Source organism: Bacteroides salyersiae, assembly GCF_031172035.1.
In the GTDB taxonomy this organism is placed as follows: domain Bacteria; phylum Bacteroidota; class Bacteroidia; order Bacteroidales; family Bacteroidaceae; genus Bacteroides; species Bacteroides salyersiae.
Window position 1 is genome coordinate 2,591,089 of the sequence record NZ_CP133452.1, and the last position, 17,384, is coordinate 2,608,472.

Below are 17,384 nucleotides of genomic sequence, written 5' to 3' on the forward strand. Positions count from 1 at the left end.
GATACATTAAAAAAGGAACAGGTCGGAACTTTAAAATTCCGACCTGTTCCTTTTTATTTTTATCTGTCTTTTGGACTTAGTTTAGAAAGAAGTATAAATAACTTCCAATGACAACGGTGGACTGTCTAATCCTCCTTTCAACTTCGTGTAACCGGGTTTAAGGTCATTGAGAATACTGATGATACTTCCACTTGTGGTACTGGTATTTTTATCTCTTGTAATAGTTACCGGTATGATGGCAACCTTATCCCATGAAGTCGCTTTTTCCCATGCCTCAATGGTAGTAACGGGTGTTCCTGTATCGACATCTAAAATACCTTCTATTTTTCCGTCATTCTTGAGTGCTGTTACGGCTGCCGCTCTTTCTGCCAGACAAGTATTAATGAGTCTCGATAAGTTGGAGAATACATATTGATTATTGTTTATGGCATTGTGTTGGGCAATGTAGGAGGTTACATCATCGTTGATCTTATTGTCCTGGAAGAAACTTTCCTTCTCTTTTTCGCGAACCAGCAATACGTAGCTGGGAATATTCATACTAAAGTCGTATTTATTTTTATCATTGCTTTGGTTATAATTGGTCAATGCCAATTTAACGACGTTCAATGTATCTTGACTTAGCTTTTCCCGTATGTCATTCAAAGGTAATGAAACCTGCGTATAAATGCCGGCAGGAGTTTTTAGATACGTCCATTCCCGTTCATTCACTTTCTCTTTGATTTTATCCTCGTCACTGTTGAATGCATTAGCCTGAATGATTTCCCTGGTTGCGGCAAATGTCCGATAACCGTATGCAGTAGAGTCTGTTTCATTGTCGCTTTTCTTAAGATTGGCACCATCGTCTCCTTTCACATAGCATTCATATATGACACGCAGTTCGATTTGGTCTATATAGAGGATCGTACCGTCACCATAGTCATTTTTTACATAGATTCCCTTGAAAATATCTCTGAATACATTTGCGAAATCTACATTATCTTCATCTGCCTTTCTGCTGGCTTCAAGAATCTTCTGGCCTAAGGTCTGTGGTAAAGTTACAGTAACCGAAGGAGTGTAACCACTCTGATTTCTAACCGAACTGGCTACGGATAAATCTACTGCTGTATAGGCTTTTCGTCCCAATAAGGCACTGGGGTCATTTTTATTGTAGAAATCTTCCGGATTGATATCGGTATAATAGGCAGATTCCTTATCCAGATCTTTATTTAATTGGTAGACACTCAAACGGGAGGCTGTCAGTGAATCACCGAAATAACTGCTGTAAGCCAATGACAGTTCTGTGCGGTATACTTCATTTTTCACCATGATCGCTTTGGGATCGTTTGGGTTATCTTTATTATAAAGCGGTGGAAAGGTAAAGTTTTCATTACAATGTAATTGTGCCAAAAAACCTGCCTCATAATAGCCGAAATCCGGATCAGTAAATTTTCCCAGATAGCCGACGCTTGTCTTTGCAAAAACTTTTCCGGCGAGTTCCGATTGGGTTTTGACGTCGAACGTTGCCAATTTACCGTTTATGTTCTGATCTCCACCCGGAAACATCCCTAATCCCAATGTACCGGTATTGTCATCACATCCGAAGAAAGTTAGAGACAATAGGATAACCCATAGATATTTTACTTTCATTATCGTCGTATCTTAGTTCAATTTTTTATTCTTGTTCTGTTTCCCACACCTTGTCATAAAACTCATTGCAGGCATCGGCATATGTTTCGGTAGTCTGATACTCGAGAACCGGTTTTCCGGATTGGCGTGCGTAATCCATAATCTCTTCATTGACATGTTCGCTGTTTTGTATCACTCCGTCCGAGTAGTCGACAGCCAACTTGCATAAAGTTGCATAATCTACCGGCTCTTTCAGCATGGCCACATCTTTTTTGTTGATGCCCTTCAACATTAATTTGGTAGCAAAATCACTGCTCAGCGTGTTTTTGAAATCGTCTTCGTATACTGAAAATACAACTTTTGCATCGCGGAATGAAGGCTCGTCTTTATAAGCTTTCTTGATGTATAAGGGAGCCAACGCAGTCATCCAGCCGTGGCAATGAATCACATCGGGAGTCCAACGTAATTTTTTTACTGTTTCCAATACTCCTCTGGCATAAAAGATAGCACGGCTGTCGTTATCATCATATTCAATTCCATTTTCATCGGATGTTTGCAGCCTGTTTTGGAAATAATCATCATTGTCGATGAAATATACCTGCATGCGTGCTGATTGTATGGATGCGACTTTAATAATTAACGGGTGGTCGGTGTCGTCGATAATCAGATTCATACCGGAAAGACGTATCACTTCATGCAGCTGATTTCTGCGTTCGTTGATATTTCCCCATTTGGGCATGAATGTTCTGATCTCTCTGCCTTTTTCCTGAATGGACTGGGGCAGATTTCTGCCAATGTTAGCCATTTCAGATTCAGAAACGTAAGGGGTAATCTCTTGTGTAATAAATAAAACCTTATTCGCCTTTGTCATAATAACAATCCTTCTCGTAAATATTCTGCAAAGATATAAAAAAAAAAGGGCATTAAAGCAAGTCATCGGCCGGTATAATTCCTTATGAATTGTTAAGTGGTTGATTTTCAGTAATAAAATGCCTTTTGCTTATTTTTGTCCTATGCTTGCCTTTTGCATTAATTTGCGATATTTCTTCTTTATATGGTAAATAATAGTTTATTTTGCACAGTTTTTCAAACAAAAAAGAAACAGAAGCGAATTGAAATGAAAGTAATACATACGATCGAGGACTTGCAGGCCGGACTTTCGGTACTGAAAGCCCAAGGGAAAAAGGTGGGGCTGGTACCTACTATGGGTGCTTTGCATGCAGGGCACGCATCACTTGTGAAGCGTAGTGTAAATGAGAATGACGTAACGGTAGTCAGTGTTTTTGTAAACCCTACTCAGTTTAATGATAAAAACGATCTGGTAAAATATCCGCGTACGCTGGAGGCCGATTGTAAGTTGCTTGAGGATTGTGGGGCGACTTTGGTATTTGCTCCTTCGGTAGAGGAGATGTATCCTGAACCCGATACACGCCAGTTTGGTTATGCACCTCTGGATACGGTAATGGAAGGTGCGTTCCGTCCCGGACATTTCAATGGGGTATGCCAGATAGTGAGTAAATTGTTTGATGCAGTGAAGCCACATCGTGCCTATTTCGGGGAGAAAGATTTCCAGCAATTGGCTATTATTCGTGAGATGGTGCGTCAAATGAAGTTTGATCTTGAAATTGTGGGTTGTCCCATTGTCCGTGAAGAGGATGGATTGGCATTGAGTAGCCGGAATGCCCGTTTGTCGTCCGATGAACGTGAAAATGCTTTAAATATTTCCCGGACATTATTTAAAAGTCGTACCTTTGCAGCCACTCATTCGGTGAGTGAAACGCAAAAGATGGTGGAAGATGCTATTGCTGCTGCGCCGGGGCTTCGTCTGGAGTATTTTGAGATAGTAGACGGAAACACTTTGCAGAAGATTGGAGATTGGAATGAGACATCGTATGCAGTGGGCTGTATTACAGTTTTTTGCGGAGAAGTCCGTCTGATCGATAACATTAAATACAAAGAAGTTTAAACTAAAAAAAGACCAAACCCTTATGATGATTGAAGTGTTGAAGTCGAAAATTCATTGTGCACGTGTCACGGAGGCGAATCTGAACTACATGGGTAGCATTACGATTGATGAAGACCTGCTGGATGCTGCGAACATGATTGCCGGTGAAAAGGTGTATATCGCTGACAATAACAATGGTGAGCGTTTTGAAACCTATATTATCAAAGGTGAACGTGGCTCGGGCAAAATCTGCCTGAACGGTGCTGCAGCCCGGAAGGTTCAACCGGATGATATTGTGATTATCATGTCGTATGCGCTGATGGATTTTGAAGAAGCAAAATCGTTTAAGCCGACAGTGATTTTTCCGGATCCGGTAACGAACAGTGTGGTGAAATAGGAGAGTAGGACATCGCTCTTGAGATATATAAAAAATCCCGTTTACATGGTAGTAAGCGGGATTTTTTTATTGGATCATTCCGATGGAATGGGTTTACTTCTTTAATTGTTCGTTCATGGCCGCTGCCGCTTTGCGTCCGTCGCCCATGGCCAGGATAACGGTAGCACCGCCGCGTACGATATCGCCACCGGCATAGATAGTCGGGATGGATGATTGCATATTGTCGTTTACCGCAATGGTGCCTTTGCGGCCCAATTCCAAGCCTTTTATCGAGCTCGGTACAATCGGGTTGGGAGATACCCCTACGCTGACGATAGCCAGATCGATGTCAATTGTTTCGGTAACACCCGGAATGGCTACGGGGCTGCGACGTCCGGATGCGTCCGGTTCGCCAAGTTCCATTTTCTGCAGCACCACTTGCTTTACGCGCCCCTGCTCATCGGCCAGATATTCGATCGGGTTATGCAAGGTCATAAATTCCACTCCCTCTTCTTTAGCGTGTTTCACCTCTTCCAGACGGGCAGGCATTTCTTCCTCCGAACGGCGATAGATAATCATGGCGCGTTCCGCACCGAGACGCTTGGCTGTACGGACGGAGTCCATTGCCGTATTTCCACCGCCGATAACGGCTACATTCTTGCCGAAGGCAACCGGAGTATCGGAATCCGGACTGGCGGCATCCATCAGGTTGACACGAGTCAGGTATTCATTGGATGACATGATGTTAATCGAATTCTCACCCGGTATGTTCATGAAATTAGGCAGTCCGGCACCTGAAGCAACGAATATACCTTTGAAATCTTCCTCTTCCAGTTGTTCTACACTGATAGTCTTTCCAACGATACAGTCTTTAATGAAAGTGACACCCATCTTGGCCAGATTGTCTATTTCGACATCTACGATCTTGTTCGGCAAACGGAATTCGGGGATGCCGTATTTCAATACACCGCCGATTTCGTGCAATGCCTCGAATACTGTGACATCGTATCCGTATTTAGCCATATCTCCTGCAAAGGAAAGTCCGGCGGGACCGGAACCGATAACAGCTACTTTGATTCCATTCTTTTCGGCAATCTCGGGAACGGATATTTGTCCGCTTTCGCGTTCGTAATCGGCAGCAAAGCGTTCGAGATGGCCGATAGCTACTGCCTCTTTACCCATTTTCAAGTGGATGCATTTGGATTCGCATTGCTTTTCCTGCGGGCATACACGGCCGCATACGGCAGGAAGAGCACTGGTTTCTTTCAGTGTTTTGGCTGCTTCGAGGAATTCACCGCGTTCGATGTTTTTGATAAAACGGGGAATATCGATTCCAACCGGGCAACCGCTCATACATCCCGGATTGGCACAGTCCAGGCAACGTTTGGCTTCCATGACGGCCTGTTCTTTGGTTAATCCCTGATTTACCTCTTCTTTACGGCTGTGAGAGCGGTATTCGGCATCGAGTTCGTTCATCTTGCAACGTTCTATATTCGAACGTTCTTTGGCTTTGATGCTTTTGCGTAATTCTTCGCGCCAAGGGGCGTTACGGCTGTTTTCATCTGTAGTTGGGATGGCTTCACACTGTTCTTCGAGTTTGTGCATTTCTTCACGCTCGATGTTTTTGAAGGCACCCATACGTTTCAGCATTTCGTCGAAGTCCACTTGATGCCCGTCGAATTCCGGACCGTCTACACACACAAACTTTGTTTTACCGCCGATCGTAATACGGCAGGCACCGCACATACCTGTGCCGTCTACCATGATGGTATTCAGTGATACATCTGTAGGGATTTCATATTTTTTAGTCAGCAGGCATACGAATTTCATCATGATGGCCGGACCGATAGCGAAGCATTTGTTTACCTTTTCGCGTTTGATGACCTCTTCCACACCTTCTGTTACGAGTCCTTTACGGCCGTAAGAACCGTCGTCTGTCATGATAATCACTTCGTCCGAGCTTTCGCGCATCTCTTTTTCAAGGATAATCAGTTCTTTGGTACGCCCGGCCAGAACGGTGATGACACGGTTTCCGGCAGCTTTAAGAGCCTGAACGATAGGCAGCATCGGAGCAACACCTACGCCACCACCGGCACAGACTACTGTCCCGAAGTTTTCGATGTGTGTGGCTTGCCCCAGTGGACCTACAACGTCGGTGATGTAATCACCTTCATTAAGTTCACAGAGTCTGGTAGAAGAAAGTCCCACCTCTTGCACAACCAAAGTGATGGTTCCTTTTTTTACATCAGCGCCCGCAATAGTCAATGGCATACGTTCGCCCTTTTCGCCTACGCGAACAATGACAAAATGTCCCGCTTTACGCGATTTTGCTATTAGCGGAGCTTCTATCTCCAGTTTGAACACTTTCTCGGAAAAATGTTCTTTGTTAATGATTTTGTTCATTATCTAATTAATTTGTTGGAATTACTACGTAACTGCTATCAGAATGATATTTTGGCAAAGATACAGCTTATTTGGGAATAATAAAAGAAAAGCCGCCTTTTTGGGGCGGCTTCTTATGCATCTGTGACCATTTCCTTTAATCGATAACCTCGAATCCGCAATAGGGAACCAATGCTTTCGGTATCCGGATACCTTCCGGTGTCTGATTGTTTTCGAGCAATGCAGCTACGATACGCGGCAATGCCAATGCGGATCCGTTAAGTGTGTGGCAGAGTTCTGTTTTCTTTTCGCCATTGCGATAACGACATTTCAGACGGTTGGCCTGATAGGTATCGAAGTTGGAAACAGAACTTACTTCCAGCCAACGCTTTTGTGCTTCCGAATATACTTCAAAGTCGAAACATAGAGCGGCGGTGAAACTCATATCGCCTCCGCAAAGGCGAAGAATACGGTAGGGAAGTTCTAATTTCTGTAACAGGCCTTCTACGTGATCCAGCATCTCTTGGTGGGATTGACGGGAATGTTCCGGTTTGTCGATACGCACCAACTCTACTTTTGAAAATTCATGCAGGCGGTTCAAGCCGCGAACGTCTTTACCGTAAGAGCCGGCTTCGCGACGGAAACACTGGGTGTAAGCGCAATTCATGATCGGAAGTTGCTTCTCGTCCAAGATAACGTCACGGTAGATGTTGGTTACCGGTACTTCCGCTGTCGGGATCAGATAAAGATCGTCTACTTCACAATGATACATCTGACCTTCTTTGTCGGGTAGCTGTCCTGTTCCGTAGCCGGAAGCGGCGTTGACTACTGTCGGAGGCATAATTTCCGTATATCCCGATTTGCGTGCTTCGTCCAGGAAGAAGTTGATGAGTGCACGCTGTAACTGTGCTCCTTTACCTTTATATACGGGAAAACCCGCTCCGGTGATTTTTACACCGAGGTCAAAGTCTATCAGGTCGTATTTTTTTGCCAGTTCCCAATGGGGAAGGGCGTCTTTGGGAAGTTCGGTTTCCATTCCTCCCATTTTTTCCACAACGTTGTCTTCCGCACCTACACCTTCGGGCACTTCATCGTAAGGAACGTTGGGGATGGTATACAGAAGATTCTGAAGCTCGGTAGCCGCTTCGGTCATGGCCGTATCCAGAACCTTGTTGCCTTCTTTCAGTTCGGCAACACGTGTGCGTGCTGCTTCCGCTTCTTCTTTTTTACCTTCTTTCATCAACTGGCCGATTGTTCTCGACAGCGAGTTTACCTCTGCCAGATTTTTATCTAATTGATTCTGTGTGTTACGTCTCTTGTCATTCACTTCAATGACTTTGGCAATGGTTGCTGCTGCGTCTTTGAAATGTTTCTTTTCCAGGCCACGGATTACCGCGTCGGTGTTTTCTGTAATTTGTTTAATAGTAAGCATATCAATACTTTTTTATGAACATTTCTCTTTGAGGGTACAAAGATAAATAAAAATACAGAGATGCGGCTCTTTAGGATGTAAAAAAGAAAGGAGATGCAATCACTTGGATTACATCTCCGTTTTTCAATATGGTTATGTCCGAAGCTTATGCTTCTGTTGCTTCAGCCGGGATGATAGATACGTATCTTCTATCTTCTTTGGTTACTTTGAAACTAACTGTTCCATCTACTAAAGCGAAAAGAGTGTGGTCCTTACCCATACCCATGTTATTACCCGGGTGGAATTCAGTACCTCTTTGACGAACGATGATGTTACCTGCCTTGCAAGTTTCGCCACCAAATATCTTAACGCCTAATCTCTTGCTGTGTGATTCGCGGCCGTTCTTAGAACTACCGACACCTTTTTTATGAGCCATTTCTTTTTACTTTTTAATTGATTAAGCTACTACTTCTGTAATTGTTAACTCTGTAAACTGTTGACGGTGACCGTTCAGTTTTCTGTGACCTTTTCTTCTTTTCTTGTGGAAAACAAGCTCTTTGTCACCTTTAACCAGGCTTGAAACAATCTGGCAAACAACTTTTGCACCTTCTACAGTAGGAACACCTACAGTGATGTTGCCGTCTTTGTCTACCAAAAGAACTTTGTCAAATTCTACTGTTGCACCGTTTTCTGCATTTTGAATGTGGTGTACAAACAGTTTTTTGCCAGCTTCTGCTTTGAATTGCTGACCGTTAATTTCTACAATTGCGTACATCTTATATATAAATGTATAAGTTAGCTCCGTCGGGTGGTCTTTAATCACTTAGAGAACACTTTGTTGAACCCGGTGCGGAATAATCGGCCACAAAAGTACTGTTTTTATTCTTTTCAGACAAATATTTCTTCTTTATTTTTTAAGAACTGCTTTAAAAGCTTATTTTTCGTTCTCGCTTTATGATTAATAGATGTCCTTGAAGACGGTCGTTGGAATTCTGATTATCCGTATTTTGGGGGTGGGGATACCAGCTCTTTAAGATTACTGATGATGCTGACATGTGGGTATTGGGCCAGTTCTCCGAATTTCGTCATTCCGCTTGTTATCCCGGCAAAACAGACTCCTGCCGAAGCGGCGGTTTGGGCGTCTACGGTACTGTCTCCGATATACAGAGTTTCTTCCGGAGACACTTTCAGCTTTTCGATGGCAAGTAACAAACCTTCCGGATCGGGCTTGGCACGACTTACGTCTTCCATTCCGATAATGATGTCGAACCATCCTTGGGGAAGATGCATTTTCATGAATTCTTCAATACGGAAACGGTTTTTGGTGGATATGATTCCGATACGTGCCCCTTGTCGCCTTAGTTTATGCAAGGTAGGGAGGGTATCTGTAAAAAGGCGGGTATTCCGGTTCATGTGCTGATTTTCTTCTTCGGAATACTCCTCTTTCAAGGCGATCAGTTGCTCCATATCTGTAATTCCGGTCAGAATACTGAACGAATCCTCGAGGGTTTTGCCTATGGTACGTTTGATAGCTGTATCGGTGATGTCTTTATAGCCGTGTCGTTGGAGTACATTGCGGAAACAAATAACAATGCCTCGGGATGAATCGGCGAGTGTATAGTCAAAATCGAATAAGTAAGTCGTGTATTTCATTTGCCGGAATTTTTGGCAAAGATACGAAAGGATAGTTATGAAAACAAAAATGCTTTTATATAATATGATTTGAGGGGGGAATTAGAAAAAATAATAGTGTATACTTTTATCGGTCGAAAGTATACACTATTACCCCTTAGAAATATATACTTTTGGCAGGTAAGAGTATATATCTCTTTATGCTTTGAAAATCAATTGGTTATTTTACTGGATCAACCGCGTAGCCCTGCTTTTTCAACAGGTTTAGGACTCCGTTTTCTCCCGGCAGGTGCAAGGCGCCGACAGCGATAAAGGTCGGCGCTGTTTTCATGATTTCCGGTAACGCCTTTACCCATTTTTGGTTTCGGTTATCGATCATATTTGTTTTTTCCTGTGGGGTCATGCTGCAAAGTTCTCCGTCGGAGATTTTCTCCATGGCGGCCAAATCTTGTGTCATGTAAGCCGAAGTGAGCTTTTTAGTCAGTTCGATGTTTTCATCGATGTTGTTTATAAAACAGAGCAATGTTTCGGCCTGGCGCTTAAGAGAAGATTGGTTGTAAAGCAGATCCATCTGGAAGTCCATCGTTTCCAAGCCCTCTGTCTTTTTCCCTTTTTCAGTTGCCTGTGTCTGGAAATAGGTATCCAGTTGCTCCTGCGGATTGAATCCGCCGACATGTTTCATATAAAGGATAACTATCAGATTGTTGCTGAGAAAAGCCGGTTTGACTTTTGGTAACATGGCAATATCAAACATCAGGTTTTCTTTCGAACATTTGTTGATCAGCTCGTATTCTTCGTCAGTGAAGAGCGACTTGAAAGTCGTATCCGTTTCTGTCGTCATATATTTCTGCAATAGAGCAGCAGCTTTGGTCTGATCTTGCATTTCGCTCATTTTCAATTCGCCGTATACCTGCCGGGTATGGTCGAGTGCTGCCTGTAATCCCTGGATGCTGTCTTTGATGCTGAGTGAAGCAAGATGATGCGTTCCCATAATGTAAGAAGGTTCTGTCAACCCGTTGCCGGATATTCTCCATAATAACTGTGCATTTGTACTGATTGCAACGCAAAATAAAAGAAGTGTTCCCAAATACTTTTTCATAATGAATTGTTTTTTATTATTAACGTGTTCGTCCGCCGGAAATCCAGTGCTTTGTGTAGTAGGGCTCATTCAGTTGGCTTACAATCACACCCCGGGTAGTACTGGCGTGAATGAATTTGCCTTCTTTCAGATAGATGCCTACATGGGCTACCTTCTTTCCGGAGCGGTTGCTGGTGAAAAAGACCAAATCGCCTTCCCGCAAGTTGCGTTTTGCCACCTTATTACTCTCTTTCTTTTGTCCGTCCGTACTGCGGGACAGTTTCGTGTGGTATACTTTTTTATATATATGGCTGGTAAATCCGGAACAATCGGTCCCCCGTTTCGAATCTCCTCCTGTGTGGTAAGGGACGCCGATCCATTCGGCCGCTTCCAGATAGAGTTTGTGATTATCTTCCAGACGAATGTCTATGCCCAAACGGACAGAAGCACGTGCTAATGCCTTATAATCCAATCTGGGGGCAACTGAACGGCAGGAACTGAGACTGAATATCAGTCCCAATATTACCGGAATATATAAAAAGTTTTTTCTCATCTTTTCCCGTTTTTTGTATTCCATTGCCATAATGCCGTCAATTAGCCTGTTTTTTTAATTTTGAATTCTGTCATTATAACACAACTAATTGGCACATTGGCATATTATCACATTGAAAAATTATTCTCTCGGTTCTTCTACCTCCTGTTCCGGAATATTTTCTTCCGGAGTAAATTCTTCCACGTCGACATTGAAATAATCCTCGAGTTCTTTTTCGGCCGAATTATTTTCATTCCGGATGTCACGGATAATGGTACCATGTTCGAGCAGAGCGATACGTGGACATACATCTACCGTGTGGTTGAGATTATGGCTGGAAATAATAACCGTAGCATTGTGCTCTTCGTTGTATTTTTTCAGTAAATGTTTGATGACGGATTGTGAACTCGGATCGAGGAAGTTGAACGGTTCGTCCAGAATGAGCAACTGCGGATAATGGAGCATTGCCGAGATAATACCGATTTTCTGTTTATTTCCGGCTGAGAAGTTACGGATCAGTTTCTTTTGTCCGGTCACCTCTCCGTTCATAAAACGTTCGAATGGCTTTAAACGTTCCTCTACTTCTTCTTTTTTCAATCCATACATTTTACCGATGAAGTAGAAATATTCTTCAGGCGTCAGGTAATCTATCAGAAATCCGTCGTCAATGAAAGCACCCGTGAATTTTTTCCATTCCTCACTTTTGCTGACATCTACATCATTGATCGTTACATTTCCTGCATCTGCCTTTAGCAAATCCAGTATCAAGCGAAAGAGGGTGGTTTTACCGGCTCCGTTGTTACCTACCAGGCCAAGCATGTCTCCCTGATCGATCATGTAGCTCTCGATATCTACAGCCTTTTTTTCACCAAAGTTTTTTTGAAGTTTATTTATGGTAATCATATTGATGATTTATGAATTAAGATTTATGATTGATGAGTTAAAGGATTTATGATTTATGAATTATGATTTATGGTTCGGAAAATTATTATTAGGCATCACCGGAATTTACATTCCACTAATTAATTCATAATTCATAATTCATAAATCATAAATCTCCTACTGTCTACTGTCTCTGAACCCCTCCATGTTTTTGTAACGGCGTTTCATAAACCGGTTGTATACATTCTTCAGCCATATGCGCGAAGTGAGAATGAATCCCAGTCCGATAACGAGCAACACCCATGAAGTCGTAGTCTCTCCCAACCAAATTTTGAGCAAGGCATAAAGTAGCAATGGGATACCGAAAGTGGCGCCGCTAATCAGACTTTGCAATCCTGAACCGGAGTTTTGCCGGCCGGTGATTTTGGCATTCAAGGGTATCGTTTTGGTGTTGTAAACAGCAAGTTGGAACAGGCAAAAGTAGATACAGCCGATGGTAAACACTGCCCATGAGATGGAAGTCAGTACACTGATTTTACCCATGGCCATTGCCGGTATCGTCAGGATGAGAGGAATGAGAATACCGATACTGTATAATATGTATTTGGCACGGAGTAAGGTATAGATAGACTCTTTACGACTCATAAGCCCATCGATGTAATTACCTTCGTAACTCATAATTTGCAATAGGAAGAGAATTCCGAAAATGGCGAAATTGTAAACTGTAATAAAGTTTTTCATACCTGTACCGTCGTATACTTCGGTGAAACTCAGTAACAGGCTGAAAGCTATTACGACCAGAATGCCCATTCGGAGCGAGTTTTTGCAAACCTTGTTGCGCAGCAACATTTTTAGTTCCAGACGCATATATTCGCCTACTTCTCCGTATTTTTCGAAGAACTTGTATTCGGAAGCATTGACTTTCGTGTCTTCCACTTTGTTCAGTTCTGCATACACCAGGCCTGCCATCAGTTTCCGGTTGATAAGCCACATGAGGGCGATTGCCGCTAATGTACCGATGAAAGCCAATAAATTCCCTTCGATATATCCTTCGCCCAGATCAATGAATAAGTTGGCAACCACGCTCTTGTCTTCGGGAATGAAAATGGCGGCGGCAATGCCTCCATATATGGCCAAAGGCAACAGTACCCACCAGATTCGTTCACTGATCAGTGTGCGGCACAACAGAAACCAATAGTTGTTGAAGACCATTAGCAGCCAGATACCGGCACAATAGGTGAGAACTCCCCAAAGCCCGAAGAATTTCGGAATGGTGATGATAGCGAATGGTGCGAACATGAAGAGCCAGATAAGATTGTAGCTGCTCAGTCCGGAACGGATCAATAAGAAATCAATTACCCTGTTCCGCCTGACCGGCATCAGGAGGTAAGGTTTTACCTCCTGTGTCGGGGTCTTTTGTAGCGGAAAGCGCAATATGAAATCGAGTGCAAGGACAAATACCAGACCACTGTTCATGATGTGGTAAGGCTCCATGCTATTCGTATCGAATGCAAAAGCGAAAGTGGTTCCGAAGAAGATCAGATACGCTGCCCAGAAAACCGCCATGGCATACATGGCGTATTTTCCGAACCGGTTTTTATCGTACATCGGGTGCCGCTTGGCAGCCAGCTTACCGTGTTTGCGCAATTCGTTAAAAAGCATCATTTCTTTTCAGGGCTAACCATCGTGACTTCTACTTCGTTCTTCTGTTTCATCAAATCATCGGCAAATTTCTGGACTTCTTTTGCTGTGATGCTGTTGACCAGATTTTCATAGTCCTTTATCATATCTACTCCGGTGAAGATATATTCGTCGATGCTACCCAGCCAGAATCTGTTTTCTTTCAAATCTTCGGTATGCTTTTTCAACATATATTCTTTTACCTTTTTAAGATTGGCATCCGACGGACCTGCTTTGGCAAGATTTTCAGCTTCGGCAAAGATTATTTTCATCAGCTTGTCTTTTTTGTCGGGAGCCGTGTCGAAGATAATTTGCAGGAGCGCTGTCTCTTTCGGATATTTAGAAAGACTGCCGCCTACATATACTCCGTATGTGCCGCCTTCCTCTTCGCGGACTTTCTCTGTGTATACCAAATCAAGGATCTGGCTGGTCATGCTCATCAGGATGTTATTCTTCTGATTGTATTTGCATTTACCGTTGTAAACCACGAACACGGATGATTTCGGCGTTTCCTGCTGTTTGATGAATTCATTCTTGTAAGTACCCTTACGCATTTCCAGTTTGGTGTCTCTGAATGTCTCTTTGCGGTTGATGGCAGGGAGGGCACCCAGATACTCGGCAATGAGGTCTTTGTCTTTTGCAATGTCGATGTTCCCAACGAAAATGAATGTAAAGTCGCTTGCATCTTTATAGCGGTCTTTGTACATTTCCATGAGTTTGTCATAATCGATTTTGTCGATCATATCGGATTTCATGCGGATAGCTCTCGGATGGTGCATATAGATGGCAGCCTGTATGGAGTCGCCAAATGCCACATTCGGATTGAGTTCCTGATTTTGGAGGGCAGCTTTATTGCGGTTTTTGTAAGAAGCAAAAGCGTCATCGTCTCTGCGTGGGGCAGTGAAGGTGAGATAAGTGAGCTGCAACATAGTTTCAAGGTCTTTAGGAGAACAGCTACCGGTTACGTTCTCTGTCTTATCGCCGATACCGTAGTTGACGGATGCTTTCTTTCCGGCTAAAACCTTTTCCAGGTCTACTGCGCTGAAATTACCCAAACCTCCTGCGCTGATAGCATCGAGTGATTTGATGTTGATGATTTCCGAGTCGGGGAACAGTGAACTACCGCCCAGGCTGGTACCTTTCATACGAATTTCGTCAGCTTTGAAATCTGTCTTTTTTAAGATGACTTTTACACCGTTGGACAGAGTCAGCTCGGTGGTTCCGAAAATAGGATTTTCTTTTTCGGAAATGATTTTTCCGCCTTGGGGTTTCTCGGCCATTAATGGCTCATCGGATACTTTGTCTACGTAAGCCGTTAATTTTTCGGCTTTTACGTCTTTCAGAGTCTGCAATACAGCATCTTTCGTAGGCATCTGTATACCTTCTTTTTCCGGGCCGAAGATGGCAACTACCTGGTTGGTATCTGTCACCAAAGCCTGCATCATTTGATTCAGTGCCGCTACCGGGATATTCGGAGCGATCTGATTAATGATGGCATATTCGTTTTCAATGCCCGGAATCGGTTCTTTATCAAGGAAGTGGCGAACGTATTCGTTTACGTATTCTTCATTTTTACGTTTGTCACGTTCATTGTAAGCGGATTCCAACTGGCGGAGGTATTCGGCACGGGCACGGTTGTATTCTGTTTCTGTAAAGCCGAATTGACGGGCACGTTCCATTTCGCGTAATAGATTGGCGATGCCGTCTTCTACGGTGCCTTCTTTACAAACGACTACACCGGTGAATGCGTCTTTCGTTTTAGCCACAAAGAAATCGCCTTCGAAAGTACCGGCATAGATAAACGGAGGATTAGCCGTTTGTGTCAATTCGTTCAGGCGGGCGTTCAGCATACTGCTGATAAGGTTGGTAGCATAGTTTTGTACCAGATATCCCATATTACCCTTTTGGTCGTCGGGGGTAGCGTCGTGTTTGTTGAATACGAGCACTTGAATATGAGGTTGTTCCTTATCTTGTTCGATAATGATGATAGGTTCTTTGTTGTCATTTACCGGATAATAGATACGTTCGGCTGCATCGGGTTGTGCCGGGATATCGGCAAACATTGTTTTGATTTTGGCTTCCACTGCATCTACGTCGATATCACCTACGACAACGATGCCCTGTAGGTCGGGACGATACCATTTTTCGTAGTAATCTCTCAATGTTTGATATTTGAAGTTCATTACTACATCCATCGTACCGATCGGGAAACAGGTGGCATATTTCGTTCCGGCAAACATCTGCGGGAGCATTTTTTCCTGCATACGTTGCATGGCGCTCATGCGGGTACGCCATTCTTCATTGATGACGCCGCGTTCCTTGTCTATTTCTTTGGGATCCAAAGTCAGATCATTAGACCAGTCATGGAGGATTAGAAGGCAAGAATCGATCGCTCCCGGCATGGTGACAGGGACGTTCGAGATATTGTAGACAGTCTCGTCAACTGAAGTATAGGCATTCAGGTTTTCTCCGAATTTCACGCCGATATGTTCGAGATACTGTTTCAGGGCATCGCCGGGGAAGTGGGTCGTTCCGTTGAAGCACATATGTTCCAGAAAGTGGGCAAGACCACGTTGGCTTTCTTCTTCCTGGATTGAACCTACTTTCTGTGCGATGTAGAAATCAGCCCGGTTTGCCGGAAGTGCGTTTTTACGGATATAGTACGTTAGTCCGTTGTCGAGTTTACCGATACGTACGTTCGGATCTACAGGAACAGGAGGCAATTGCTGGGCAAAAACCTGCTGGAAGCTGCAGCATACGATTGCGGCTGCAACAAATAAACCATGAAGTAATTGTTTCATATATAATGAATTTTAATGAGTATTTTGCATTATCTGTCGGAGAGGGGTGGGATAAATCACAAAAAAGAGAAATAAAAATAGTGATTAGTGATAAGCGGGCTGCGCTATACAAGGTCATTGGTTAGCACTCTTTGCGATTTTATTGCTACTCGCTAATCACTTATCACTAAATCGCTGTTCGCTATTTTATCGCTTCTCTGATTCTTACTAATTTAGTGAGCAATCCTTCTAAAAGATCGAGTTTCAACATATTGGCACCGTCGCTTTTGGCTATCGCCGGATTTTCATGTGTTTCGATGAACAGACCGTCAGCACCCACCGCGATTCCGGCTTTGGCTACGGTTTCGATCAATTGTGGCATGCCGCCTGTTACTCCACTGGTCTGATTGGGTTGCTGTAAAGAGTGAGTAACATCCAGGATAACAGGGAAACCGAATGTCTGCATTTCGGGAATGCCACGATAGTCAACGACCAGGTCTTGATAACCGAATGTCGTTCCGCGTTCGGTAAGCATCACTTCTTTGTTGCCGGCTTCCAGCACTTTATCGGCTGCAAACTGCATGGCCATGGGAGATAAGAACTGCCCTTTTTTTATGTTCACTACTTTTCCTGTTTTGGCTGCTGCAATCAGGATATCTGTTTGACGGCAAAGGAAAGCGGGTATTTGCAGCACATCCACATATTCGGCAGCCATTGTCGCTTCATCGGCAGAATGGATGTCGGTAACGGTAGGGACACCGAAAGTATCATGTACTTTCTTGAGAATTTTAAGTGCTTTTTCATCGCCTATTCCCATAAATGAGTCGAGACGAGAACGGTTGGCCTTACGATAGGATCCTTTGAATATATACGGAATTTTTAGAGTATCGGTGATGTTTACTACTCGTTCGGCAATACGCATTGCCATTTCTTCTCCCTCTATCACACAGGGACCGGCAAGTAAAAAGAAATTGCCGGCGGGATTGTTTTTTAATTGCTCTATCATAATGTATAATATGTAAATTTATCAAAGTTCCGGTTACTTCCTAACCTTTTTGATCTTGCATTTCCCATTCGTTTA

General features: G+C 43.4%; 15 protein-coding genes. 2 read left to right on the forward strand and 13 right to left on the reverse strand.

Annotated elements, in window-relative coordinates:
• Positions 1–81: 81 nt before the first annotated feature.
• Positions 82–1,626 carry a BamH family beta-barrel-assembly machinery protein gene (gene bamH / locus RB604_RS09280; RefSeq protein WP_007478536.1) on the reverse strand — a complete coding sequence of 515 codons (1,545 nt, stop codon included), beginning with the start codon at positions 1,624–1,626 and terminating at the stop codon, positions 82–84.
• A gap of 25 nt (positions 1,627–1,651) precedes the next feature.
• The gene (locus RB604_RS09285) at positions 1,652–2,476 is read right to left on the reverse strand and encodes a glycogen/starch synthase (RefSeq protein ID WP_005925155.1); all 825 of its coding nucleotides are present in this window, start codon (positions 2,474–2,476) and stop codon (positions 1,652–1,654) included.
• A 246-nt stretch (positions 2,477–2,722) separates the two neighbouring features.
• Between RB604_RS09285 and panC the strand changes: the two genes are divergently transcribed.
• Together panC and panD are read left to right on the forward strand one after the other, a co-directional pair.
• Positions 2,723–3,571: a pantoate--beta-alanine ligase gene (panC, locus tag RB604_RS09290; protein WP_005925152.1), complete on the forward strand. Its 849-nt coding sequence runs from the start codon at positions 2,723–2,725 to the stop codon at positions 3,569–3,571.
• 22 nt (positions 3,572–3,593) lie between these two features.
• The gene (gene panD / locus RB604_RS09295) at positions 3,594–3,947 is read left to right on the forward strand and encodes an aspartate 1-decarboxylase (RefSeq protein ID WP_002559520.1); all 354 of its coding nucleotides are present in this window, start codon (positions 3,594–3,596) and stop codon (positions 3,945–3,947) included.
• 93 nt (positions 3,948–4,040) lie between these two features.
• On the opposite strand, the gene RB604_RS09300 is transcribed toward panD, so the two are convergent.
• The 11 genes from RB604_RS09300 to kdsA all read right to left on the reverse strand — a co-directional run bounded on the left by RB604_RS09300 (position 4,041) and on the right by kdsA (position 17,309).
• On the reverse strand, positions 4,041–6,329 hold the full coding sequence (locus RB604_RS09300; RefSeq protein ID WP_007478535.1) for a bifunctional dihydroorotate dehydrogenase B NAD binding subunit/NADPH-dependent glutamate synthase: 2,289 nt from the start codon (positions 6,327–6,329) through the stop codon (positions 4,041–4,043).
• 136 nt (positions 6,330–6,465) lie between these two features.
• Positions 6,466–7,740, reverse strand: coding sequence for a serine--tRNA ligase (gene serS, locus RB604_RS09305; RefSeq protein WP_007478534.1), 1,275 nt, complete (start codon positions 7,738–7,740; stop codon positions 6,466–6,468).
• A gap of 145 nt (positions 7,741–7,885) precedes the next feature.
• The gene (gene rpmA, locus RB604_RS09310) at positions 7,886–8,155 is read right to left on the reverse strand and encodes a 50S ribosomal protein L27 (protein WP_005925140.1); all 270 of its coding nucleotides are present in this window, start codon (positions 8,153–8,155) and stop codon (positions 7,886–7,888) included.
• Positions 8,156–8,176: 21 nt separating this feature from the next.
• The gene (gene rplU, locus RB604_RS09315) at positions 8,177–8,494 is read right to left on the reverse strand and encodes a 50S ribosomal protein L21 (RefSeq protein WP_005925137.1); all 318 of its coding nucleotides are present in this window, start codon (positions 8,492–8,494) and stop codon (positions 8,177–8,179) included.
• A 221-nt stretch (positions 8,495–8,715) separates the two neighbouring features.
• On the reverse strand, positions 8,716–9,372 hold the full coding sequence (locus RB604_RS09320) for an HAD-IA family hydrolase (protein ID WP_007478532.1): 657 nt from the start codon (positions 9,370–9,372) through the stop codon (positions 8,716–8,718).
• A 199-nt stretch (positions 9,373–9,571) separates the two neighbouring features.
• Positions 9,572–10,450 (reverse strand): TraB/GumN family protein, encoded by an 879-nt coding sequence (locus tag RB604_RS09325; protein ID WP_005925131.1) that lies wholly within the window; start codon positions 10,448–10,450, stop codon positions 9,572–9,574.
• 19 nt (positions 10,451–10,469) lie between these two features.
• The gene (locus RB604_RS09330; RefSeq protein ID WP_044093760.1) at positions 10,470–10,982 is read right to left on the reverse strand and encodes a C40 family peptidase; all 513 of its coding nucleotides are present in this window, start codon (positions 10,980–10,982) and stop codon (positions 10,470–10,472) included.
• A gap of 120 nt (positions 10,983–11,102) precedes the next feature.
• On the reverse strand, positions 11,103–11,864 hold the full coding sequence (locus RB604_RS09335) for an ABC transporter ATP-binding protein (RefSeq protein ID WP_005925126.1): 762 nt from the start codon (positions 11,862–11,864) through the stop codon (positions 11,103–11,105).
• A 156-nt stretch (positions 11,865–12,020) separates the two neighbouring features.
• Positions 12,021–13,508, reverse strand: a complete 1,488-nt coding sequence (locus RB604_RS09340) for a DUF5687 family protein (protein ID WP_007478530.1) — start codon at positions 13,506–13,508, stop codon at positions 12,021–12,023.
• A complete protein-coding gene (locus RB604_RS09345) occupies positions 13,505–16,324 on the reverse strand; it encodes a M16 family metallopeptidase (protein ID WP_005925120.1) in 2,820 nt (939 codons plus the stop codon). Before RB604_RS09345 ends, RB604_RS09340 begins: the two co-directional genes overlap by 4 nt.
• Before the next feature lie 181 nt (positions 16,325–16,505).
• A complete protein-coding gene (gene kdsA, locus RB604_RS09350) occupies positions 16,506–17,309 on the reverse strand; it encodes a 3-deoxy-8-phosphooctulonate synthase (RefSeq protein WP_007478528.1) in 804 nt (267 codons plus the stop codon).
• Between the last annotated feature and the right edge of the window lie 75 nt (positions 17,310–17,384).